At 73.4% G+C, this 22,653-nt stretch carries 17 protein-coding genes; 10 read left to right on the top strand and 7 right to left on the bottom strand.

All coding sequences use genetic code 11. From position 1 onward, the window contains the following. Window positions 1-61: 61 nt before the first annotated feature. Window positions 62-928, top strand: coding sequence for a glucose-1-phosphate thymidylyltransferase RfbA (gene rfbA / locus AA0Z99_RS01400; RefSeq protein WP_413318758.1), 867 nt, complete (start codon window positions 62-64; stop codon window positions 926-928). 59 nt (window positions 929-987) lie between these two features. Continuing rightward, window positions 988-3,060, top strand: a complete 2,073-nt coding sequence (locus AA0Z99_RS01405; RefSeq protein ID WP_413318759.1) for an acyltransferase family protein — start codon at window positions 988-990, stop codon at window positions 3,058-3,060. A gap of 38 nt (window positions 3,061-3,098) precedes the next feature. Here the strand turns inward: AA0Z99_RS01405 and AA0Z99_RS01410 are convergent, their stop codons facing one another. The 5 genes from AA0Z99_RS01410 to AA0Z99_RS01430 form a co-directional block, all read right to left on the bottom strand. Continuing rightward, on the bottom strand, window positions 3,099-4,310 hold the full coding sequence (locus tag AA0Z99_RS01410) for an ABC transporter ATP-binding protein (protein ID WP_413318761.1): 1,212 nt from the start codon (window positions 4,308-4,310) through the stop codon (window positions 3,099-3,101). Continuing rightward, on the bottom strand, window positions 4,310-5,224 hold the full coding sequence (locus tag AA0Z99_RS01415) for an ABC transporter permease (protein ID WP_413318764.1): 915 nt from the start codon (window positions 5,222-5,224) through the stop codon (window positions 4,310-4,312). The genes AA0Z99_RS01410 and AA0Z99_RS01415 overlap by 1 nt, the downstream gene beginning before the upstream one ends. A 106-nt stretch (window positions 5,225-5,330) precedes the next feature. Further along, a complete protein-coding gene (locus AA0Z99_RS01420; RefSeq protein WP_413318766.1) occupies window positions 5,331-7,466 on the bottom strand; it encodes a rhamnan synthesis F family protein in 2,136 nt (711 codons plus the stop codon). Between the two features lie 2 nt (window positions 7,467-7,468). After that, entirely contained in the window at window positions 7,469-9,613 is a 2,145-nt protein-coding gene (locus AA0Z99_RS01425; RefSeq protein ID WP_413318768.1) for a glycoside hydrolase family 99-like domain-containing protein, read from the bottom strand. Between the two features lie 47 nt (window positions 9,614-9,660). Continuing rightward, window positions 9,661-10,941 (bottom strand): O-antigen ligase family protein, encoded by a 1,281-nt coding sequence (locus AA0Z99_RS01430; RefSeq protein ID WP_413318770.1) that lies wholly within the window; start codon window positions 10,939-10,941, stop codon window positions 9,661-9,663. A gap of 148 nt (window positions 10,942-11,089) precedes the next feature. Here AA0Z99_RS01430 and AA0Z99_RS01435 point away from each other — a divergent pair, with 148 nt between their 5' ends. Next, the gene (locus AA0Z99_RS01435; RefSeq protein WP_413318772.1) at window positions 11,090-11,833 is read left to right on the top strand and encodes a polyprenol monophosphomannose synthase; all 744 of its coding nucleotides are present in this window, start codon (window positions 11,090-11,092) and stop codon (window positions 11,831-11,833) included. Here AA0Z99_RS01435 and AA0Z99_RS01440 read toward each other — a convergent pair. Then, complete coding sequence (locus AA0Z99_RS01440) at window positions 11,808-12,986, bottom strand: acyl-CoA dehydrogenase family protein (protein WP_413318774.1); 1,179 nt, start codon at window positions 12,984-12,986, stop codon at window positions 11,808-11,810. The two genes, AA0Z99_RS01435 and AA0Z99_RS01440, sit on opposite strands and share 26 nt — an antisense overlap. Before the next feature lie 138 nt (window positions 12,987-13,124). On the opposite strand from AA0Z99_RS01440, the gene manA reads away from it, so the two are divergent. The 5 genes from manA (at window position 13,125) to AA0Z99_RS01465 (ending at window position 20,400) form a co-directional block, all read left to right on the top strand. Beyond that, window positions 13,125-14,276: a mannose-6-phosphate isomerase, class I gene (gene manA, locus AA0Z99_RS01445; protein ID WP_413318776.1), complete on the top strand. Its 1,152-nt coding sequence runs from the start codon at window positions 13,125-13,127 to the stop codon at window positions 14,274-14,276. A 186-nt stretch (window positions 14,277-14,462) separates the two neighbouring features. Then, window positions 14,463-14,720: a WhiB family transcriptional regulator gene (locus AA0Z99_RS01450; protein WP_072315077.1), complete on the top strand. Its 258-nt coding sequence runs from the start codon at window positions 14,463-14,465 to the stop codon at window positions 14,718-14,720. 30 nt (window positions 14,721-14,750) lie between these two features. Beyond that, window positions 14,751-15,953: a glycosyltransferase family 2 protein gene (locus AA0Z99_RS01455; protein WP_413318778.1), complete on the top strand. Its 1,203-nt coding sequence runs from the start codon at window positions 14,751-14,753 to the stop codon at window positions 15,951-15,953. A gap of 74 nt (window positions 15,954-16,027) precedes the next feature. After that, complete coding sequence (locus tag AA0Z99_RS01460; protein WP_413318780.1) at window positions 16,028-18,802, top strand: glycosyltransferase; 2,775 nt, start codon at window positions 16,028-16,030, stop codon at window positions 18,800-18,802. After that, complete coding sequence (locus AA0Z99_RS01465) at window positions 18,799-20,400, top strand: DUF5719 family protein (RefSeq protein ID WP_413318782.1); 1,602 nt, start codon at window positions 18,799-18,801, stop codon at window positions 20,398-20,400. Before AA0Z99_RS01460 ends, AA0Z99_RS01465 begins: the two co-directional genes overlap by 4 nt. Window positions 20,401-20,451: 51 nt before the next feature. Here AA0Z99_RS01465 and AA0Z99_RS01470 read toward each other — a convergent pair whose 3' ends face one another. Next, window positions 20,452-20,874, bottom strand: a complete 423-nt coding sequence (locus tag AA0Z99_RS01470) for a hypothetical protein (RefSeq protein WP_413318784.1) — start codon at window positions 20,872-20,874, stop codon at window positions 20,452-20,454. Between the two features lie 59 nt (window positions 20,875-20,933). Here AA0Z99_RS01470 and AA0Z99_RS01475 point away from each other — a divergent pair, with 59 nt between their 5' ends. Next, window positions 20,934-21,194, top strand: coding sequence for a DUF3499 family protein (locus AA0Z99_RS01475; protein WP_413318786.1), 261 nt, complete (start codon window positions 20,934-20,936; stop codon window positions 21,192-21,194). A gap of 28 nt (window positions 21,195-21,222) precedes the next feature. Continuing rightward, window positions 21,223-22,611: a phosphomannomutase/phosphoglucomutase gene (locus tag AA0Z99_RS01480; RefSeq protein ID WP_413318788.1), complete on the top strand. Its 1,389-nt coding sequence runs from the start codon at window positions 21,223-21,225 to the stop codon at window positions 22,609-22,611. Window positions 22,612-22,653: the final 42 nt, after the last annotated feature.

Consider the following 22,653-nt stretch of genomic DNA (forward strand, 5'->3'; position numbering starts at 1 on the left):
GCCCTCGCACTAGACTGTCTGCGCCGCCGGATGCGGCGAGCGACGACGAAACGGAGTGCGCATGCGCGGCATCATCCTGGCGGGAGGATCGGGCACGAGGCTGTGGCCGATCACGAAGGGCATCTCGAAGCAGCTGATGCCCATCTTCGACAAGCCGATGATCTACTACCCGCTGTCGACGCTCATGATGGCCGACATCCGCGAGGTGCTCGTCATCACCACCCCGGAGTACAACGAGCAGTTCCAGGCCCTGCTGGGCGACGGGTCGTCGCTCGGGATGGACATCCAGTACGCCGTGCAGCCGAGCCCCGACGGCCTGGCGCAGGCCTTCATCATCGGCGAGGAGTTCCTCGACGGCGAGTCGGTGGCGCTCGTGCTCGGCGACAACATCTTCCACGGCACGGGGCTCGGCTCGAGCCTGCGCCAGCACCGCGACGTCGACGGCGGTCTCGTCTTCGCGTACCAGGTCGCAGAACCGAGCGCGTACGGCGTCGTCGAGTTCGACGACCAGATGCGCGCCGTCTCGATCGAGGAGAAGCCCGCGCAGCCGAAGAGCAGCTACGCGGTGCCCGGCCTCTACTTCTACGACAACGAGGTGGTGGAGATCGCGAAGTCGATCACGCCGAGCGCTCGGGGGGAGCTCGAGATCTCGAGCATCAACGAGCGCTACCTGCAGGAGGGTCGCCTGCAGGTCGAGGTGCTCGACCGCGGCGTCGCCTGGCTCGACACCGGCACCTTCGAGTCGATGATGCAGGCGAGCGAGTACGTGCGCGTGATCGAGGATCGCCAGGGGTTCAAGATCGGCTGCATCGAGGAGATCGCCTGGCGCGCAGGCTGGATCGACGACGCGCAGCTCGAGCAGCTCGCGCAGCCGCTGCTGAAGAGCGGCTACGGCGAGTACATGACGCGGCTGCTGCAGCGCGGCTGACCCGGCAGCGCCCGTCGGCGCCCGCACCACCGTCCACTCCGAAGCAGGGTACGAGCACGATGACATCCCTCCGCGCGCCGGCCAAGCCGGTCGCCGCCCAGCAGTACATCGCCGAGATCCAGGGGCTGCGCACGGTCGCGCTCCTGATGGTGGCGACGTTCCACATCTGGTTCGGCCGCGTCTCGGGCGGCGTCGACGTCTTCCTGCTGATCTCCGCCTACCTGCTGACCCGATCCCTGATGACCGCTGTCGAGCAGCGCAGGGGAGTGCAGCTGGTGCCCTTCATCCTGCGGAAGTTCGCCCGCCTGCTGCCCGCGGCGGCAGCGGCGACGCTGCTCGCGCTGGCCGGCGCGCTGCTGCTGCTCTCGCAGCGGCACTGGGAGGACCTCGCGCAGCAGGCGCTCGCGGCGATCACCTACACGATGAACTTCTGGCTGCAGGGCAACGCGGTCGACTACCTCGCGCAGGCGCGCTCGACGGCGAGCGTCTTCCAGCACTTCTGGTCGCTCTCCATCCAGGGGCAGATGTTCATCCTGTGGCCGATCATCCACGTGGTGGTCGCCCTGCTGTTCCGCGATCGGGTGCGGCGCGCGCTGCTCATCGTCTTCGCCGCCATCTTCGTGGCCTCCCTCACGTGGTCCGTCATCTCCGTCGCGCAGAACCAGCAGCTCGCCTACTTCGACACCTGGGGGCGGCTGTGGGAGTTCGCCGCAGGGTCGATCTTCGCGCTCATCGCCCCGTCGCTGCGGCTCTCGCCCCGCCTCAAGCAGTGGATGACGTGGGTCGGGCTCGCAGCCGTGCTCGCGACGGGCTGGCTGCTGCCCGTCGAGTCGGCGTTCCCCGGCCTCGCTGCGCTGTGGCCGGTGGTCGCGGCCGGGCTCGTGCTGCTCGCCGCGGACGCGCCCAGGCAGGAGGGGGATCGCGGCAACGCGCTCCTGCGCCACCCGGTGCTGGAGCGATCGGGGACGTACATGTACGCGCTCTACCTGACGCACTGGCCCGCGCTCGTGCTCTTCGCCGCGGCGACCGGCATCGAGCGCCCCGACCCCCTGCAGGGCCTGGCCATCCTCCTCGCCTCGGGGCTCGCGAGCGTGCTCATCTACCACTTCGTCGAGTTCCCCGCCTCGCGCTTCACCCGCCGCAGCCGGCGAGGCGAGGGGCCCGCGCTGCTGCGCTCGGGCACCCTCCAGCAGCTCGTCGCGATCGTCGTCTCGGTCGCCCTCGTGCTCGGTGCGATCGCCGGCATCCGCGCCACCCTCGACCGGGCGACCGAGGAGCAGGCCGTCGAGGGATCGAGCCTCGACCTGGCCGTCATGGGCGCGAACGCCGATCCCGACCAGGTGTTCGACACCGTCTACCCCGGGGAGGCGCTCACCGCCTCGTTCGCCCAGGAACCGGGGGAGCCCTGCGCAGAGGACGACCCCTACCTCGCGGGCATCTGCCGCGACTGGGGCCAGGTCGAGTCCCCGGAGCGCTCGATCGTGATCGTCGGCAGCTCGCACTCGGCGGCGATGTCGGCGACGCTCATGGAGACGATCGAGCAGCACCCGACGTGGCACGTGCGCACCTACACGTCGCCCGGGTGCTACTTCCACTGGCCGGAGGACAACGCGTGGCCGGAGGACGTGAGCGCGTGCAGCAACACCTGGAAGGTCGCGAACGACTACATCCTCGCGACCTCGCCGGACATGGTCTTCACGATCGCCTCCCTCACCCACACCGACGGCAGCGAGGATCTCTTCGGCGGGAGCTTCCCCGGCTGGGTGCGCTTCCTCGAGGAGCGCACGGGCACGCTCGTGGTGGGACTGCGCGACAACCCGCGCACCGACTTCGACCCGCTCGAGTGCGCCGCCCGGGACGGCTTCGACAGCCCCGGGTGCTCGTTCGAGACGACGTTGGCGGTCTCGGGGCTCGACGACTACGGCCGGCAGATCGAGCAGGCCGGGGGCGTGTTCATCGACCTGAACGACCGCATCTGCCCGGGGGGCTCCTGCAGACCCGCGCTCGGCGGCATCGTGACGTACGTCGACAACAGCCACCTCGGCGAGCACTTCGCCCGATCGCTCGCAGGGCTCTTCAGCGCCGAGCTGCACCGCGACGCGCCGTGGTACCCCGCCGACCCGTGGTCGTGAGCGCAGGCATCGACCTCAGCCGCTGAGGCGCCCTCGCCTCAGCGCTGCTCGCGGTGCACGCGCAGCGCGGTGCGGGCGGGCCCGACGGATGCGTCGTCGGCCGAGACCTGGAAGGTCGCGGCATCGTCGACGCGCGCGAGCTCGCCGCCGGAGCGGTGCTCCAGCGAGATGCTCGCCGCGTAGGAGCCGGCGCCCAGGTGCAGGTCGGGCATCTCGAAGCGGATGCGGGTGCTGCCGCGCAGCGTGCCGGCGTCGAGGCCGAGGCGTTCGGTGGTGGTGAACAGCGCGGTCTGGCCGAACCCGTTCGCGAGCGCAGCCCCCATGCGCCAGTCCTCGACCGGGTCGTGCGCGGTCAGGTCGACCTCGAGGGCGACGTCGTCCCCGACGTCGACGCTCGTGGTGCGCTCACCGCGGGCGTCCACCATCCGCACGGCGTCGATCGTGACGCGCTCGAGCGGCTTCGCGGTGCGCGCCTCCGCCTCGCGAGCGACGCGCGCGTCCTCGTACTCGCGCTGCGATCGGAACCCGCCGCGCAGCACGTCGACGGCCTCGATGGGCGGGCCGTCGAAGACGACGGAGCCGCGCGAGAGCACGACCCCGCGCGTGCAGAGGTCGGTGATCTGGCTCAGGGTGTGCGTGACGAGCACGATCGTGCGGCCCTCGCGCTGGAAGGTGCGGATCTTGTCGAGGCACTTCTCCTGGAAGGCCTCGTCGCCGACCGCCAGCACCTCGTCCACGAGCAGGATGTCGGGGTCGACGTGCACGGCGACCGCGAAGGCGAGCCGCACGTACATGCCGGAGGAGTAGAACTTGACCTGCTGGTCGATGAACTGCTCGATGCCGGAGAAGGCGACGATCTCGTCGAAGTAGCGGTCGATCTGGCGCTCGGTCAGCCCGAGGATCGACGAGTTGAGGTAGACGTTCTCACGGCCCGTGAGGTCGGGGTGGAAGCCGGCGCCGAGCTCGAGCAGCGCCGCCATGCGCCCGCGCCGCTCGACCGTGCCGCTCGAGGGCTGGATGATGCCGCCGATGGTCTTCAGCAGCGTCGACTTGCCGGAGCCGTTGGGGCCGATGAGCCCGATCGTGGAGCCGGAGCCGATGTCGAGCGAGATGTGCTTGAGCGCCTCGAACCGCTCGGCGTGCGCGCGGCCGCGCGCCGCGTTCACGATGCGCTCCTTGAGGCTCTTGTCCTTGCGGACGGTGAAGTGCTTCGACACGTCGTCGAGCCGGATGACGGAGACGTCGGACATCACAGCTCCTGTGCGAAGTCGCCCTGCAGGCGCGCGAACACGCGCTGCGCGAAGAACAGCGCCACGAGTCCGGCGCCCACCGAGATGAGCATGTTGAGCCACAGGTCGGGCACGTGGGCCGAGGCGGCGCCGGCCTGCCAGAAGGCCTCCTGGAAGCCGAGCACCGAGAGCGTGACGGGGCTGTTGACGTAGAGCGTGAGCAGCCACTCGAAGGAGCTGCCCTGCAGCTGCCCCTCGACCATGCTGATCGAGTAGAGGATGGGGGAGCCCCACATCACCAGCACGAGCACGACGTCGACGAGGTAGGCGATGTCGCGCAGGTAGACGTTGATCGCCGAGAGCAGGATCGCGAACGCGGCGCTCCAGACGAGGGCGACCACGATGGCGAAGGGCGCGTAGAGCAGGTGCGGGCCGAGGGCGAGCGCGCCCGTGACGAGCGCGGCGACGATGAGGATCGCCAGCTGGATCGCGAGCGTGAACAGCGCGGGCCCGATGGTCGCGAGCGGGAAGACCTCGCGCGGCAGGTAGACCTTCTTGATGAGGCCCGCGTTCGTCACGATCGCGCTCGTGCCGCCGCCGATCACCTCGGCGTAGACGGTGTAGATCGCCAGGCCGGCGAAGATGTAGATGCCGAAGTTCTCGATCGAGCGCGCGGCGCCGAGGAACTGGCCGACGACGATGGCGTAGACGAACAGCATCGTCAGCGGCCGCACGAGGCTCCAGGCGAAGCCGAGCTTCGAATCCTTGTAGCGCGCCTTCAGCTCACGCTTCGTGAGCCTGCCGAGCAGCTCGCGGTAGCGCCAGATGTCGCGCACCGAGGCGACGAAGCCGCCGACGCCGCTCGACCTCGCTCCGGCGTGCTCCCAGGGTGTGCTGGCGAGCTGCTGCGCGCGGCGCGTCGCGACCTCCGACAATGCCAGCTCCTGCCTCACGATGACCCGGTGCCGGCAGCGCCGGCGGATCGGATGGACCGCGCCATCGTATCCCAGTCGGCGACGACGGCACCGCCGCCGGCAGGCCTCAGCGCATGCGCGAGCGCACCACGCGGCTCGCCTTGCGCACCACGCGCACACCCGCCGAGCGCACGCGGCCGAGCGGGCCCAGCGGGCCGAACCGGCGCTCGATGCGCTCGAGCGCCGCGGTGGAGCCGTCGATGCGCTCCGCGTGCTCGATGCGGATCGTGACCGTGTCGCCCGCGCGCAGCGGCCCGGCGACGTCGTAGGCCGGGTCGTGCGTCGAGAAGAGGTCGAGCGAACCGGCGCGCGAGCCGTTCACGGGCCGGATGCGGTAGCCGCGCTCGTCGACCCTGATCCCGCTGACGAGCAGGCCCGTGCCCTCGGCGGGGTCGAAGCGGATGCCGAGGGTGCCGTCGGGCACCACGGCCTGGAGCACCATCGCGCCGCCGTTCGGGAAGCTCTGCTGCACGGCGCCCACGTGGCGGTAGCCGCCACCGGTGTCGAAGAAGATGCTCGCGTCGAGCGGGCGCCCGCCGGCGCGGGCGATCACGTCGGCGAGCGTGTCGTGGGCGCCGGCGCCCACCGCTGCCGCGATGGCGCTGAGCGCTGCGTCGCCGAGCTCCACGCGGGTCGCAGCGGCGACGCGGGTGATGCCCGTGCGAGCGCGGAGCCCGATCGTGCCCAGGCCCTGCACGAGCACCGAGACGAGCGTCGGGTGGTCGAGCTGGCGCACGCCCCGCAGGCCGGCTGCCACCTCGGCGAGGTGCTCGAGCGCGGCCCTGCGCACCCAGAGCGATGCGCCGGGCGTCGGAGCGAGCGGCTGGCCGATCGGCTTGCCGGGCGCCGCGGCCTCGAGGGCGGTGCGGGCGCGGGCGTCGGGCATGCGCGCCTGGGCCCCGACCAGCCGGCGGCCGAGGGCCGTCGGCGGCACGATCGCGCCGAGCGTGGGGTCGTCGCGGAACGCCTCGCTCGCCGCGCGCAGCGCTGCGGCACCGGAGCCGAGCGCGGCGCGCGCGTGCGAGCGCGCGATGCGGGCGTCCTCCGCCCAGCCGGCGCGCGCGTCGTCGCCGAGCACCAGCAGCAGCTCGGCATCGAGGTCGAGCGCCGCGAGCATCGCCGGTCGGTCGCCCGTGCGCAGGACGCGGGCGCCGGCCTCCGCGGCGGCGAGCGCCGCGGGCGTGTCGTCGTGGTCGCCGAGCAGCGCCACGCGCTCCGGCCCGATCGCCGCCGACCACTCGAGCAGCGAGGCGCGAGCCATCGGGCCGTCGAGGATCGCGACCGCGCCGCCCGCTGCGCCCGCCGCCTCGGCGTCGCGCGAGGGCGCATCCAGCCACACCGCGTCCTGCAGCGTGCGCCGCACCCGATCGGCCGGCATCGTGCGGACGGCGTGCGCGACGAGCTCGTCCCGCTGCTGCGCAGGCAGCTCGCGCAGCAGTCGCCACAGCTCCGCGGTGGCGGCGCCGTCGGAGTGCACCGTGAGCTCCTCGGTGCTGAGGTACAGCATCCGTCGCTTGAACACCGGGCAGCCGCGCTCGCGCACCAGCTGCGCCGCCAGGCCGATGATCGGGTTCGTCGACAGGCTCTCGAGGTCGGCGGTGTCGACCGCGACCTGCCAGGTGAAGCCGTGATCCTCGAAGTAGCCGGTCTGCTGCAGCTCGTGCAGGCGCACCGCGTCCGCATAGCCCTCGATGGGAGGCAGCGCGTGCCAGTAGTCGGCGAAGGCGGTGCTCTGCAGCACGCTCGCGCGGTAGGCGGTGAAGTAGCTCTGGATGTGGGCGCGCTCGGCGCGCGGCGCGGTCGTGCCCGACTCCGGGTTCGCGGGCGCGTGCCGCGTGATGCCCCAGAGGTCGACGTCGACCTCGGCCATGCGATCGAACATCTCCCCGAGCGGTCGCAGCGGCCCGAACACCGACGAATTCGCGATCACGAGCTCGTCGAGCGCCGGCAGTCGGCTCTCCAGGGCCGCGACGCCCGCCTTGAAGGCCTCCACGTCGTAGCCGTGGTTCTCGCGGACGATGAGCTCGGCGCCGAGCTCGGCGACCAGCCGCCGCCCGGCCTCGTCGAGCTCGCCGTTGACGACGACGACCGCATGCTCGACGTGCTCGAACAGCGCGCGGAGGTAGCGGGCGTTGGCCGCGTCGAGCACGCCGTCGACGTCGTGGAACGCCCACACCAGCGCTCGGGTCATCGGGCGGGCCACGGTCATCCGATCCCGACGGCCGACCTGCACGCCTGCAGGTACGAGCGCCCGTACTGCTCGGTCGGCTCCAGCACGGCCGACTCCGCCCACTCGTTCCAGGCGTTCACGAAGACCATGCGCTGGTCGGGCTCGCGGTCGGCGATCGCCGCGGCGCTGGCGGCGAGCCAGCGGCGGAACGTGTATGGGTTCGTGCCGGTGAACAGGTCGGGCAGCCACTGCCGCCTGGCGGTGTTGTCGAACGTGACCATCGCGCCAGGGTAGGCGTCGTGCGCCAGGCGCGAGAGCCGCTCGTCGTAGGCGTCGACCATGGCGCGGTAGCTCATCGCCCTGCCCTCGAAGCGCGGATCCCACTGGTCCGCGGGGATCTCGGTCGCGACCCACTCGAGGTTGTGCGGCGCGAAGTCGAGGGAGCCGTCGACGATGCCGAGCGCGCCCGCCTCTCGCAGGCTGCCCATGGCCGTGCCGACGTCGACCTGCAGCAGCAGCAGCTCGCCGACGCCCTCCTCGCGGCATCGCTGGCGCCAGCGCTCGACGGTCGCGGCGGGGTCGGGCAGCTGGGCGAGCTTGTAGACCGCGAGCACCACGGCACCGCCCGTGCGCAGGTAGCGCGGATCGCGCAGCAGCGGCATGACGTCCTCGATGAAGTCCTCGGGCGGCACGGTCTCGTACTCCTGCCCGATCAGCACGTCGGTGTCGCCGCCGTCCCAGCGCCTGGTCCAGTTCTCGTTCGCCCACATGATGCAGAAGGGCTGCTGCAGGTCGCTCGCGAGCAGGCGCTCGATGGGCAGCTCGAGCAGGCGACGGCCCGCGAACCAGTAGTAGTAGTACATGAAGCCCGCGATGCCGTGGTCGGCGGCGAGGGCTGCCTGCTGCTCCCGCACCGAGTCGAGCTCGAGCGAGTAGAAGCCGAGCTCCGTCGGCCGCAGCGGCACGTCGTGGCCGGGGTAGAGCGGCGTCGTCTTCGCGACGTTGTACCACTCCGTGAAGCCCTTGCCCCACCACTTGTCGTTCTCCGCGACGCGGTGGAACTGCGGCAGGTAGAAGGGCACCAGCCGCGCTCGCGGCTCCGTGCACGCGGCCCCGGGGGACTCCGGGACCTCCGAGCGCGTGATCACGCGCATCCCCGCCTCCTCCGAGAGGAGGCCGATCATGCGCTCCACCGCGTGCGCGCAGGTGCCGTCGACCTGGCCCGCCTCGGGCTCGAAGTCGTCGCGGTCGAAGCGGAAGGCGCGCAGGCCCTGCAGCACGAAGCCGCGGATCCAGTACATCGACCCTGCGGGGAAGCGCAGCGCATCCGGGTCGAGCGGCATGCTCAGGCGGCGGTAGAGGCCGCGCACGAGCTCGAGGTCGCCGCCCCAGTGCTCCGGGCCGGCGATGCTGCCGTCGGCCGTGACGACCGCCAGGTCGGGGTCGGCGCGCATCGCCGAGAGGATGGCGCCGACGTTCTCGCGCGAGCCCAGCATGGATCCGAGCAGCGACGCCCGCCACGAGGCGCCGTCGCCCTCGAGCTCCTCGTGCGCCGCGCGCCAGGCGCTCTGCTTGGTGTGCACCTTCAGCACGATCGGGTACGGGTCGAGGATGCCGGCGTTGACCAGCTGCAGCAGCGGCCAGATGTCTCGGCCGTGGTTCTCGACCGTCAGCACCTCGACGTGCCGCGCACCGGCGGCGCGCAGCTGCTGCGCCGAGATCGGCGTGCCGGAGGAGTTCGTGACGTAGAGGTCGAAGGGCTCGTCGATGGCGGTGAGCCCGCTGAGCAGCTCGTCGAGCAGCTCGGGGAAGTGGCAGTGCACGACCGCGGCGATGCCTGCCGGCTCCGCGACGGGCACGCGGCTGAAGCGCCAGTCGACCGGGAAGCCCACGAAGCGCGAGCCCTCCATGCGCGCGGACCAGCGCGCGAAGGAGGAGGGCGCGTCGGCGTCGCCGCTGGCGAGCGGCGTGGGGCGTCGGCGACCGTGCACGACGGCCCGCGCGGCCCTGCCGCCGAAGCGCACGATGCGCTCCGCGCGCGACTTCCACAGCCGCGGGTCCAGGGGGTCCTGGCGGGCGGCTCGATCTTCGGCGCTGCGCAGCGCGCCACGCAGCTCGTCCAGCTGCTGGCGGAGGGCGATCAGCTCGTCCTGGCGCGCGGTCTGTTCGTCGTCGGTCACCGAGCCAGCCTAACGAGGCCGGGCCGGAGAGATGCAGCGCAGCGGGGTCAGCGGGCGATCGGCATCGCCACCGTGCGCGGCGCGCGCGGTGCGATCTGCCGCCGCAGCGGTCCGATCGCGAAGATGACGAGCAGCATCATCCCGAACTCGATCCAGGGGCGCGACTCCGCCAGGCCCTGCACGAACAGCGCGACCCACAGCAGCAGCGGGATGGCGTTGAGCGCGTGCTCGCCGCGCGGCGAGCGGTAGAGCGTGCCGAGGCAGTTGGCGGCGGCGCGGTACTGCAGCCCAGCCCACAGCAGCACCCCGACGATGCCGAGCTGCATGAACACGTCGAGCCAGACGTTGTGCGCCTGCAGGTAGACCATCCCGTGCATCTCGCCCAGCTCGTCGAAGGGCGCCACCCACGGCATCCAGTAGCCGAGGTAGCCGACGCCGACCACCGGGCTCGTGAGACCGAGGTCGATCACCCGCTCCCAGATGTCGAAGCGGCCGGTCATGTCGGCGTCGCGGCCGAGGAAGTCGGTCACCGTCGCCCAGTTCGCGATCAGCAGGCCGATGATCACGACGCCCGCGGCGATCGCGAGCGCGAAGATCCGGTAGAAGACGGCGCCGCGCCATCGCACCCAGGCGATGACGAGGAGCGTGAGCACGGCGACCACGGCGGTCGCGAACAGGATGGTCGCGCTGCGGGTCGCCGCCTGCATCAGCAGCGGCAGCGCGACCCACACCGGCCAGGCGCGGTCGATGCGCGCGACGGCGCGACACCCGGCGATGATGAGGGCGATGAGGGCGACCATGCCGAGCAGGTTGGCGTTGCCCATCACGCCCTGCACCCGGCCGCCGATGAAGATGGCACCGCTCGACCAGTGCAGCTCGCCGCTGACGTCCGGCGGGTAGTCGGCCCAGAGCGGGAACAGCGGGCGGCGCAGCACGAGCGCGACGAAGGACTCGAAGAGCACCGACGCGATGAGCAGGCCCTGCATCGTCCAGTGCACGACGTCGAGGATGGTGCGGTAGGGGAGCGAGGCGATGAGCACGGCGCTCGCGATCGTCCCCACCAGGATCAGGCTGCCCAGCAGCGACCAGCCCGGCGCGATGGCCCACGCGGCCGAGACCACCGCTGCGGCGGCGAAGGCGACGACCGGCACGGGCAGCCGCTGCAGCCGCACGCGCAGCAGCACGAGCTCGATCGCGATCCAGACGAAGCTGAGCAGCACGATCGCTCCCCAGACGGGATACCCCGTGATGTTGCGCACGGCGTCGCCGCAGGCCGCGTTGGCGACGATCCACGTCGCGAGGATCGTCCTGCGCTTCTGCCCGGACACCACCCCATCGTGGCACGAGCGGGCCGAGAGGAGCGCCGCTGCGCCCGCGAGGCTCGCACTCCGCGCCTCGCCCGGGTGAGGGGGCTGCGTGTGCGAGGATGTCGAGCGCTGTCCTCCTTGACGAACCGGGGTCCTCTTGCGCGTCGCTGTGCTCGTTCCGACCTACGACGAGCGCGACGCGCTCCCGGTGACGATCGAGCGGCTGCTCGCCGCGGCGCCCGAGGTCGAGGTGCTCGTCATCGACGACGCGAGCCCGGATGGCACGGGCGCGCTGGCAGATGCGATGGCCGCCGCCGACCCGCGCATCAGCGTGCTGCACCGGCCGTCGAAGGACGGCCTGGGGGCGGCCTACCTCCACGGCATCCGCGTCGCGCTCGAGCGCGGGGCGGATGCGGTGGTCGAGTTCGACGCCGACGGCTCGCACCCCGCCGACGCGGTGCCGCGCATGCTCGAGGGCATCGCCCAGGGGGCGGACCTCGTCATCGGCTCGCGGTGGGTGCCGGGAGGCGGCATCGTCGACTGGCCGTGGCACCGGCAGGTGATCTCGCGCCTCGGCAACGTCTACGCGCGCGTGCTGCTGGGCTCGCCGGTGCGCGACATGACCGCCGGCTGCCGCGCCTACACCGCAGCGCTGCTCCGCCGGATCCCGCTCGACGACGTGCGCAGCCAGGGCTACTGCTTCCAGATCGACATGACCAGGCGCGCGCACGAGGCGGGCGCGACCGTGGTCGAGGTGCCGATCCTGTTCCGCGAGCGCGAGCTCGGGGTCTCCAAGATGACGCCCGGCATCGTGCGCGAGGCGCTGACGAGCGTGACGGGCTGGGCGATCGGTCGCGCTGCGGCCGCGGCGACCGATCGCTGGCGCCTCAGACGAACGCCGACTGCCCGCTGATCGCGCGCCCCACGATGAGCGAGTTCATCTGCGCGGTGCCCTCGTAGGTGTAGATCGCCTCGGCGTCGGCGAAGAAGCGCGCGACGTCATAGTCGGTGACGATGCCGTTGCCCCCGCAGACCTCGCGGCACCAGGCCACGACCTCGCGCATGCGGCTCGTCGCGTAGGCCTTCGCGAGCGCCGAGTGCGCATCGCCCTGCCTGCCCTCGTCGAGCATCCGCGACACCTGCACGCACAGCGCGATCGATGCGGTGATGTGCCCGAGCGACTTGGCCAGCATGTCCTGCACCAGCTGGTGGCCGGCGATCGGCTTGCCGAACTGCACCCGCTCGGTCGTGTAGCGGACCGCGGCCTCGTAGGCGCCGACCATGATGCCGACCGCGCTCCAGGCGACCTCGGCGCGGGTGAGGCGCAGGACGCGGGCCGTGTCCCGGAAGCTCGTCGCACCCTGCAGCCGCATCGACTCGGGCACCCGCACGCCCTCGAGCACGATGTCGGCGTTCTGCACCATGCGGAGCGAGATCTTGCGCTCGATCTTCGTGGCGGTGAAGCCGGGGGAGTCGGTCGGCACGATGAAGCCCTTCACCTGGCCGTCCTCGGCGTCCTTCGCCCAGATCACGACGATGTCGGCGTGGGTCGCGTTGCCGATCCAGCGCTTGGCGCCGTCGATGACCCAGGTGTCGCCCTCGCGCCGGGCGACGGTGCGCAGGCCCTGCGCGGAGTCGGAGCCCGACAGCGGCTCCGTCAGCCCGAACGCCCCGACCACCGAGCAGTCCGCGAGCCTCGGCAGCCACTCCGCGCGCTGCGCCTCGCTGCCGGCGACGCCGATGGAGCCCGCCACGAGGCCGTTCTGCACGCCCACGAACGTCGAGACGGATGCGTCGACCCGGCTCATCTCGAGCGCGACCCAGCCGCGGTAGACGGCGGAGTTCTCGAACGCCGCCGTCTCCGCCCAGCCCGCGCCGATCACCCCGAGCCCCGCGATGCCGGGGATCAGCTCCATCGGGAAGGCGTCGCGGTGCCAGTGGTCGTCGATGACGGGGCGCACGCGCTCCTCCATGAAGGCGCGGATCTCGGCGAGCGAGGCCTGCTCGGCCTCGCTGAGGTCTGCGGCGAACCCGTAGAAGTCGCTCGTGAGCGGGGTGAAGGTCATGGCTCCTCGGTTCCTGTCGGCGGCGGTGCCGCGGATGCGGTCGGCCCCTGGGGCCGTGCGCGTCAGGCTATGCGGAGGGCGGAGCGGGCCGCGCTCCCGTTGGTACGCTCGTGCAAATCGCGGGAAGGAGACCGGGACGTGTTTGTGCCGATCGCCAACGTGCCGCGCGACTACGCCTGGGGCAGCCGGCGCCTGCTGAGCGACTACCTCGGCCGCGCGCCCTCGGGTGGACCGGAGGCGGAGCTCTGGCTCGGCGCGCACCCGGGGTGCCCGGCGCGCGTCACCGGGGGCGAGCACGCCGGCCTCGACCTGGACGCCGCGCTGGAGGCGCTCGAGCGCCCGCAGCCGCGCATGCTGCTGAAGGTGCTCGCCGCCGCGGAGCCCCTGTCGCTGCAGGCGCACCCGGATGCGGAGCGGGCCCGAGCGGGCTTCGAGCGCGAGGAGGCGGCGGGGGTGCCGCGCGACGCCGCGCACCGCAGCTACCGCGATCCCTTCGCCAAGCCGGAGCTCGTCGTCGCGGTGACGCCCTTCGAGGCGCTGAGCGGATTCCGGCCGCGCGCGGCCGCCTCCCACGCCGTCGGCGCGCTCGAGCGCATCGATGCTCGCTTCGCTCCGGTGGCCGACCGCGTGCGCGCGGGGGACGCGCTCGCGTGGCTGCTGTCAGGATCGCCCGACGTGGCGGCAGCGCTCGTCGCGGCCAGGGAGCAGCGCACCGCGATCGCCGCGGCGCTGCCGGGCGAGGCAGACACCCTCCGGCGGCTCGAGGCATCGCACCCCGGCGACCCCGGGATCCTCGTCGCGCTGCTGCTCAACCGCGTGTCGCTGCGGCCGGGCGAGGCGCTCTTCCTGCCCGCCGGCAACCTGCACGCCTACCTCGAGGGCCTCGGCATCGAGCTCATGGGGCCGAGCGACAACGTGCTGCGCGGGGGCCTCACCCCGAAGCACGTCGACGTCGCCGAGCTGCTCGCGGTCGTCGACACGGCGCCGGTGGACGACCCTCGGCTCGCGGCCGAGGAGCTGGACGGCGCCCTCGCCTATCGCCCGGCGGCGCCGTTCGAGCTGCGGCGCATCGAGGGGGCGCACGCGGTCGACGCTCGCAGGGCCCTGCTGCTGGCGGTCGCGCCGACCGAGGTGGAGCTGGCGGGCGAGCGTCGCTGGCTCGCCGGCGGCGAGGCCGCGTGGATCGACGTCGACGCCCCGTTCGCCGTCGACTCGGCCGAGGCGTGGCTGGCGATCGAGCTCGACACGCCGAGCGCCGCGCTGCCGCCCATCGGCGGGCGACACGCTTAGAATCCTCGACTTGACGTGGGGCGAACTACACCGGTGTAATTGGTGCAGCGCGAGCCCGGCCGGGGTCTCGCAGAACCGGGGGAAGCCATGCGAGAGGGAGTGCAGCGCAGCACGACAGCAGCGCGGGGCAGCGACGACGGAGGTCTCCGACGCGGCGTGCCCGGTGACTGGTTCGTCGACCCGATCATGCTCGGGGTCCCGGGCGTCCGCACCGAGGCCGACGACCACCCGCTGGGATGGCAGGCCGACGCGCTGTGCGCCGAGACCGATCCCGAGGCGTTCTTCCCCGAGAAGGGCGGCTCCACCCGCGATGCCAAGCGCATCTGCGACACGTGCGAGGTGCGGCAGCAGTGCCTCGACTACGCCCTCGAGAACGACGAGCGCTTCGGCATCTGGGGCGGCCTGTCGGAGCGCGAGCGCCGCAAGCTGCGCAAGCTCGCCTGAGGGGCTGCGCCGCGCTCATAGGATGAGCGCGTGACCCTCGTCCTGACTCTGATGGTCCGCGACGAAGCGGACATCCTCGCTGCCTTCCTCGAGCACCACCTCGCCCAGGGCGTCGACCGGATCCTCGTGACCGACAACGGCTCGGTCGACGGCACCCGCGAGATCCTCGCCGAGTACGCGAGCGTCGCGCCCGTGACGGTGTTCGACGACCTCGAGCACACCAAGCAGCAGTCGCGCGTCGTCACCGCCATGGCGCGGCTCGCGGCGACCGAGCACGGCGCCGACTGGGTCATCAACGGCGACGCCGACGAGTTCCTGCGACCCGTGGACCGCTCCCGCACGCTCGCCGAGGTGTTCGACGAGCTGCCGACCTCGCTCGGCTCGTTCCTCGTGCCCGTCGTCAACATGGTCGGCCCGCTCGCCCGGTCCGGCTCGGGCATCCGTCGCCTCACCCACCGGGACCAGCGCAGCGAGGAGCAGCTGCGGGCGGCCGGGCTGGTCGCGCACCCGACGCCCAACGCCGTGCACGTCGGCGACCCCTCGGTGGAGGTCGCGCAGGGCAACCACCGCGTCTCGATCGAGCAGCGCGGCGAGATCCCGCCGGAGCTGGCCCTCGAGGTGCTGCACCTGCCGTGGCGCTCGATGGCGCAGATCGAGCGCAAGACGCGCAACATGGGCGAGGGCTACGACGCGAGCCCCGACCTGCACCCCTCGCCGAAGCACCACGGCATGCGCGACTGGCGTCGGATGCGGGCGGGGCTGCTGACCGCCTTCGTCGCGTGCCGCCTGCCGACGCACGACGAGGCGGAGCAGGGTCCGTACGAGCGCGACGAGCGGCTGGCCCACTCGCTCGCGGCACTGCCGGGGCTCCTGCCCGAGCGGCTCGCCGCCGCGCTCGACGACGCCGACGACCAGCTGTTCGAGACGGAGCAGGTGCTCGCGGAGCGCGAGCGCGCCGCCGTCGTCGCGCCCTTCGAGGCGCTCGTGCTGGAGGAGCTCACGAACGCCCGGCTCGACGCCGACTCGCTGCGCGAGGATCGCGACCGGCTCGGCGTGCAGCGCGACGGCACGCAGGGCCTCGCCGACCGACTGGAGCGAGAGCTGCAGGAGGCGCACGAGCGCGAGCGCGTGCTCGAGGAGCGCATCGTCGAGCTCGAGCGCCCGCACCCGATGCGCCCGAGCGTGCTCCTGCACCGCGCGCAGCGCGCGCTCGGCGGGCTGCTGCGACGCTGACGGCGTCGAGCCGATCCCACGGCACACCGACGGCAACGCGGCGCGCGCTGCGCCCTCGCGCCTAGCCTTGCCGAGTGCATCCGAGGGTCTTCGCCGTGCTCGCGGCCAGCAGCGGTGCCGCATACCTGCCGGCGACGCTCGAGGCGATCGACGCGCAGACGGTGCTGCCGGAGCGGCTGCTCGCCGTCGACGGCGGCTCGAAGGACGACTCCCGCGCCCTGCTCGAATCCTCTCGCGCGCACAGCGTCGTGGTCGCGCCCCGCCTGCCCTACGGCGAGCTGATCGCCCGCGGCGTCGCGTCGCTGCCCGAGCCGGAGGCGGGCGACTGGCTGTGGCTGCTCGCGCATGACGCCGCACCGCATCCGCGCGCGCTGCAGGCCCTGCTCGCGCACGTGGAGTCGCACCCGAGCGTCGTGCTCGTCGGGCCCAAGGTCATGCGGGCGGATGCGCCGGATCGGTTCGCGGAGTTCGGCCAGACCATGACGCCCCTCGGTCGCAGCCTGCTGCTCCACGAGGGCGAGCTCGACCAGGGGCAGCACGACGACGACAGCGACCGGCTGGGCGTCGCCGAGACGGGGCTGCTCGTGCGCCGCGACGTGTTCGCGGCCGTCGGCGGCTTCGATCCCGTGCTCCGATCGATCGACGCGGGCCTCGACCTGGGCGTCCGCGTCCGCCTCGCCGGCCACCGGGTCGCGGTGGAGCCGCGCGCGAAGGTGCGCCGCGCCGGCGGTCCCGAGCACTTCGCGGCGCGCTCCGTGAGCGACGCGCAGCGCGTGGCCGTCGCGCGGCGGGCGCAGCTGCATCGCCGGCTCGCCTACGCGCATCCGCTCGCCCTCCTCCTGCACTGGCTGCTGCTGCTGCCGACGGGTCTGGTCCGCACCGTGGTGCACCTGGTGGCGAAGCGGCCAGCCGCGGTGCTCTCCGAGTGGCGCGCGACGCTCACCGCGCTCGTCGCGCTGCCGTCGGTCGCGCGAGCCCGGCGTCGCATCGCGGGCGCACGGCGACTCCGCTGGCGCTCGCTCCGGCCGCTGCGCGCGTCGTGGCGCACCGTGCGGTCGCAGCGCCGCGCGCTCGGCGACCCCGAGCGCATGCAGATCGCGGTCGACGAGCGGGTCGGCTTCGTCGAGGGCGCCGGCCTCTGGGTCACGGCGCTCGCGGTCGTGGTGGGCATCGTGCTCTCGCCGCAGCTGATCGCCGCGGGCGCCGCGACGGGCGGTGCGCTGCTGCCGCTCTCCTCGACGCTCGGCGAGCTGTGGTCGAACGCGCTGGCCGGCGCGCGCGATCCGCTCGGCGAGGTGATCGGCGCCCCCGACCCGTTCGTGCTGCTGCTCGCGCTGCTGGGATCGCTGACCCCGTGGAGCCCGTCGGCGGCCGTCGTGCTGCTGCTGTTCCTGGCACCGGCGATCGCCTCGATCACCGCGTTCTTCGCCGTGCGGGGCATGACCACCTCGCGCTGGGCCCCCGCGGTCGCCGCGGCCGTGTGGGCGCTCTCGCCGCTGCTCCTGGCGAGCATCGCCGAGGGCAGGCTCGGTGCCGTGCTCGCGCACCTCGCGCTGCCGCTGGCGGTCGTCGGGCTGCTGCGCGCCCCGGGATCCTGGCGCGCTGCCGGAGCGGCCGCGATCCCCGTCGCGGTGGTGGTCGCCGCAGCGCCGGTGCTGCTGCCCGCCATGGTGCTGCTCGCGGTGCTCGCCGCCGCGATCGGCTGGCGCGGGGCCCTCCGCCCGATCGCAGCGCTCGCGCCCGCAGCGGCGCTCCTCGCCCCCGTGGTCGTCGACCGCTGGCTCGCAGGCGCCCCGCTGGCCGCGCTCGCCGACCCCGGCGTGCCGAGGGCATCCCTGCCGCCGACCGCCGCCGAGGCGGCGCTGCTCGCACCGGAGGGCACCCTCGCCTCGCTGGACGGCGTGGTCGCCTGGCTCGCGCCCGGTGTCGACGCCGCGTGGTTCGCGCTCGCGCTGCTCGTGCCGCTCGCCCTCGGCGCGCTCGCCGGTGTCGTGCTGCGGCCCTCGCGCGCCTGGCCGTGGGTGATCGTGCTGCTCGCGGGCTACGCCACCGCGATCGCATCGACGCGGCTCTCGCTCACGTCGCTCGACGGCGAGCCCGTCACGGTCTGGGCGGGCACCGGGGCGTCGCTGTGCCTCGCGGCGCTGCTGGCGCTCGCGGTCGTCGCCGTCGAGGTCGACGACCGGCGCGGCGCGGTGCCAGGAGGCCTCGTGGCGCTCGTCGCCCTGGTCGCCGCCGTGCCCGTGGTCGCCACGTCGTTCCTGACGCCCGCGACCGTCATCGCGGGGCCGGAGCGGCGCATGCCCGCCTTCGTGGAGGCCGCCGCGCTCGAGGAGCCGGGCCTCGGCACGCTGGTGCTGCTGCCGCTCGCCGACGCGACGCTCGGCGTCGACGTCGAGCGAGGCACCGGTACGACGCTCGACCGCTCCTCGACCGCGGAGCTCGTGCGCGGTGCTCCCAGCGACGCCGAGGCGGCGCTCGCGCAGGCCGCGGTCGACATGACCTCCGGCGGCGACGCCGACGTCGCCGGCCTGCTCGACGATCAGGGCGTGCGGTTCGTGCTGCTCGAGCAGGAGCGCGAGGGCGGTGCCGACCTGCACGACCGCGCCCAGCGCTCGCTCGACGCGCGCGGCGACCTGCAGTCGATCGGCCAGACCGAGGCGGGGCTGCTGTGGCAGCGCATCGACGGAGGCAGCACGACGCCCGTCGAGCGCCCCGCGTGGGCGGGCTGGCTGCTGCTCGGCCAGCTGCTCGCGCTCGCGGGCGCCGTGGTGACGGCGCTGCCGTCGCTGCGCAGGGGCGCGCGCAGCCGCACGCGCCGGCTCGAGGGATCGGGGGAGTGGCGATGACCGATCGCGACGACGAGCGCGAGCCGCTCGACGAATCGCAGGAGTTCGACGACCCCTCGCCCATCCCCGACGGCGAGCAGCCGCGCGAGCACCGCCCCGCGCCCGAGGAGCTCGCGGTCGAGGCCGAGGCCGAGGCGAGCGGCGACATCGCCAGCGACGTGACGCTCACCGACCGCGAGGCTGCGGCGAACGAGGCGGCGGAGCGCGGGCGGCGCGGCGAGCGCCGCGACCTCGTGCGCTGGGGCCTCAGAGCCCTCGCGGGCGCGGCGGCTGCCGCGCTGGGGGTCGGCGCCGTGCTCGCCGCGGGAGCGGTGCCCGACACCGCGCGCGTCGAGACCGAGCCGCCCTCGTCGATCGTGCAGCCGGCGTCGCCGCTGCAGACGCGCGTCTGCGCCGGCCCGGCGCTGCGCATCGGCACCGCCGACGGGGAGGATGCGCTCGCGGTCGCGGCGCTCGCCGAGCCGGAGCTCGCGCTCGGCAGCCGCGGCGGCGAGGTCGAGCAGCGACGGGTCGAGATCGCCGGCTCCGCCGCGGCAGGCGACGACGCGGTGCCCGGCGGCGAGGTCGTCGTGCAGCGGGATGAGGAGTCGGCGCTCTCGGCAGCGCAGGCGCTCGAGCTCGACTCGGAGGCGGTGCGCGGCTTCGCTGCGAGCGAGTGCGCCGAGCCCCGGTTGGAGCAGTGGCTCGTCGGCGGATCGACGCGCACCGGCCGGCAGGCGGTGCTGACGATCGCGAACGCCTCCGACGTCTCCGCCAGCGTCGACGTCACGGTCTACGGCGCCGAGGGCCCGGTGCCCTCGGTCGGCTCGACCGGCATCGCCGTGCTGGGCGGCAGCGAGGTCGCGCTCGACCTCGCTGCGATCGCGCCGGACGTCCCGGACGTCGTCGTGCAGGTCACCGCGGTCGGCGCCCCGGTGGCGGCGCACCTGCAGCAGGTGACGACGCGCGGGCTCGAGCGCGGTGGCTTCGAGGTCATCGACCCCGTCCCCGCCCTCGGCAGCGCGGTGCTGCCGGGCGTCACCGTCTCCGAGCCCACGGGCCTCGAGACGCAGGAGGGCTACGACGACACCGTTCCCGTGCTGCGCCTGCTCTCGCCCTCCGGCGGTCCCGTGCGCATCGTGTTCCAGTCGGAGGACGGCTCCACCATCGAGTCGGCCGGCTCGCTCGAGGCGGGCCGCGTCACCGACTTCCCGCTCGAGGAGCTGCCGGTCGGCACGCTCGCGATCAGGGTTGAGGCGGATGCGCCGGTCGTCGCCGGTGCGCGCACGGTCGCGATCGCGGGGGCCGGGCTCGATCTCGACTGGGTGGCCGGCGGGCAGCCGCGCTCCGGCGCCTCGGCCGTCGCCGTGCCGCCCGGCCCCGGTGCCACGCTGCACATCGTCAGCGCCGCGGATGAGGCGCAGGAGATCACGGTGGACGGCGAGACCGTGCAGCTGGCGGCCGGAGGCGTGCACGAGCAGCCCGTGGAGGGCGGATCGGTCGAGGTCGCGGGCGAGCAGCTCGTGCTCGGCGTGGCGTACCGCAGCGACAGCGAGGTGGGAGGCTTCACGGCGAGCCCGCCGGGCCCGGCCGCCGCGGGCGTGCGGGTCCTGCACTAGCCGCAGCGGAGCGGAGCGAGTCGGCGCGCCGCCCCAGCGGTGGCGCCGCGATCAGTGGTGGCGCCAGCGATCCGGCGCGACCTCCCACGGGTCGCGCCCGATGAGCTCGGCCGCCGCGCGGAAGACGGCGCCCTCGATCGCGATCTGCCGGTGCCACGGGTCGTCGATGTGCACGCGCGGCAAGCGCTGCAGCGGCAGGCGGAAGATCGTGATGGTGCGTCGAGCGGTGTCGATCGCCCACTCGGGCACCTCGTCGACGCGGTCGGCGAGGGCGCCTGGCGGCATGTCGGCCCACTGGAAGCGCACGTCGCCCAGCTCCGCCGGCCACAGCGAGAGCACGTAGTCGGCGGCATCCGCTGCGACATCCTCGAAGCGCGTCTCCCTCGACGAGAGGAAGGGGAGGACGGGGCCGGCCACCGAGGAGCGGATCTCGCGCCCGTGCCGGGATCCGCGAGAGCGCGTGCGGGCAGGCATGGCGCCATCCTACGTGTCGCGGCCCGGCGCCCGACCCCGTCGCCACTAGCCTGGGTCGGATGGACGCCAGCCTCGAACGCACCGGCGACAGCCTCGGCGCAGACAGGATGTGCTCGCGACCCGGCTGCCGCCGCTACGCCGACCGCACCGTCACGGTCGACTACGCCGCGCAGCTGCTCGTGGTCGGCCCGCTGCAGCCGGTGACCCGGAAGGGCGCGATCGAGGGCAGCTACGACCTCTGCTCGCCGCACGCCGATCGGCACGCGGGGCCCTCGGGCTGGCAGGTCGTGCGATACGAGCCGGGTCACGCGAGCCGCTGAGGCCGCGACGAGTGTGGAGGGGGAAGCCATGGCGCTGACCGACATCGTGAAGGCGTACGACGTGCGAGGGCTCGTCGACGGCCAGCTCACCACCGAGGTGGTGCGGGCGCTCGGCGCTGCCTTCGCCGACGAGGTGGGCGGCGACGCCCCCATCGTCATCGGGCACGACATGCGCCCCTCGTCGCCGGAGCTCGCCGCCGCCGCCGCCGACGGCGCTCGTCGCCGCGGCGCCGACGTCGTGCTCATCGGGCTGTGCTCGACCGACGGCACCTACTTCGCCTCCGGCTCGCTCGACGCGCCCGCGATGATGTTCACCGCATCCCACAACCCGGCCGCCTACAACGGCATCAAGTTCTCGCGCGCGGGTGCCAGGGGCGTCAGCCTCGACACCGGCCTCGCGGCGATCCGCGACGGTGCGCAGCGCTACCTCGACACGGGCCTGCCGGAGGCCGAGCGGCACGGCGAGCTGGTCGAGCGCGACATCCTCGCCGGCTACTCGGCGCACCTGCGAGGGCTCGTCGACCTCAGCGGCATCCGGCCGTTGCGCGTCGTCGTGGATGCCGCCAACGGCATGGGCGGCATGACGGTGCCGGCGGTGCTCGGCACCGCCGCGGGGCTGCCCGCGCTGCCGATCGAGGTCGTGCCGATGTACTTCGAGCTCGACGGCACCTTCCCGAACCACGAGGCGAACCCGCTCGACCCCAAGAACCTCGTCGACCTGCAGGCCGCCGTGGTCGAGCACCGCGCCGACATCGGGCTCGCCTTCGACGGCGACGCCGACCGCTGCTTCGTGATCGACGAGCGCGGCGAGGCCGTCTCGCCCTCGGCGATCGCGGCGATCGTCGCCGAGCGCGAGATCGCCCGCGTGCGCGCAGCGGGGGAGTCCGACATCGTCGTGCTGCACAACCTGATCACCAGCCGCGTCGTGCCCGAGGTGATCCGCGCATCCGGCGCCACGCCCGTGCGGACGCGCGTCGGCCACTCGCTCATCAAGGACAGGATGGCCGAGACCGGCGCGGTCTTCGGCGGCGAGCACTCGGCGCACTACTACTTCCGCGACTTCTGGGGCGCCGACAACGGCATGCTCGCCGCGATGCACGTGCTCGCCACGCTCGGCGCCGGCCAGGAGCCGATGTCGCAGCTCGGCGCCCGCTACTCGCCCTACTTCGCCTCTGGCGAGATCAACTCGACCGTCGCGGACGTGCCCGCCGCGTACACGCGCATCGTCGAGGCCTTCACCGGTCGCGGCGAGTTCGACGAGCTCGACGGGCTGACGGTCACCGCTCCCGACGGCACCTGGTGGTTCTCGGTGCGCCCCTCGAACACCGAGCCGCTGCTGCGACTGAACGCCGAGGGCGAGACGCAGGCGGCGATGGTCGCGATCCGCGACGAGGTGCTCGCGCTCATCCGCCACTGAGGCCGGGCGAGCGCGAGCGCGCGGCGATGCGCTCGAAGCGCG

It is taken from the genome of Agrococcus phoenicis, assembly GCF_047302415.1.
Taxonomy (GTDB): domain Bacteria; phylum Actinomycetota; class Actinomycetes; order Actinomycetales; family Microbacteriaceae; genus Agrococcus.

Excerpts from the sequence above, each read along its gene's own strand:
- AA0Z99_RS01440 (WP_413318774.1), bottom strand. The coding sequence starts at position 12,986 with ATGACCTTCACCCCGCTCACGAGCGACTTCTACGGGTTCGCCGCAGAC.
- AA0Z99_RS01475 (WP_413318786.1), top strand. The coding sequence starts at position 20,934 with ATGGACGCCAGCCTCGAACGCACCGGCGACAGCCTCGGCGCAGACAGG.
- AA0Z99_RS01480 (WP_413318788.1), top strand. The coding sequence starts at position 21,223 with ATGGCGCTGACCGACATCGTGAAGGCGTACGACGTGCGAGGGCTCGTC.
- rfbA (WP_413318758.1), top strand. The coding sequence starts at position 62 with ATGCGCGGCATCATCCTGGCGGGAGGATCGGGCACGAGGCTGTGGCCG.
- AA0Z99_RS01450 (WP_072315077.1), top strand. The coding sequence starts at position 14,463 with ATGCTCGGGGTCCCGGGCGTCCGCACCGAGGCCGACGACCACCCGCTG.
- AA0Z99_RS01405 (WP_413318759.1), top strand. The coding sequence starts at position 988 with ATGACATCCCTCCGCGCGCCGGCCAAGCCGGTCGCCGCCCAGCAGTAC.
- AA0Z99_RS01465 (WP_413318782.1), top strand. The coding sequence starts at position 18,799 with ATGACCGATCGCGACGACGAGCGCGAGCCGCTCGACGAATCGCAGGAG.
- AA0Z99_RS01470 (WP_413318784.1), bottom strand. The coding sequence starts at position 20,874 with ATGCCTGCCCGCACGCGCTCTCGCGGATCCCGGCACGGGCGCGAGATC.
- AA0Z99_RS01410 (WP_413318761.1), bottom strand. The coding sequence starts at position 4,310 with ATGTCCGACGTCTCCGTCATCCGGCTCGACGACGTGTCGAAGCACTTC.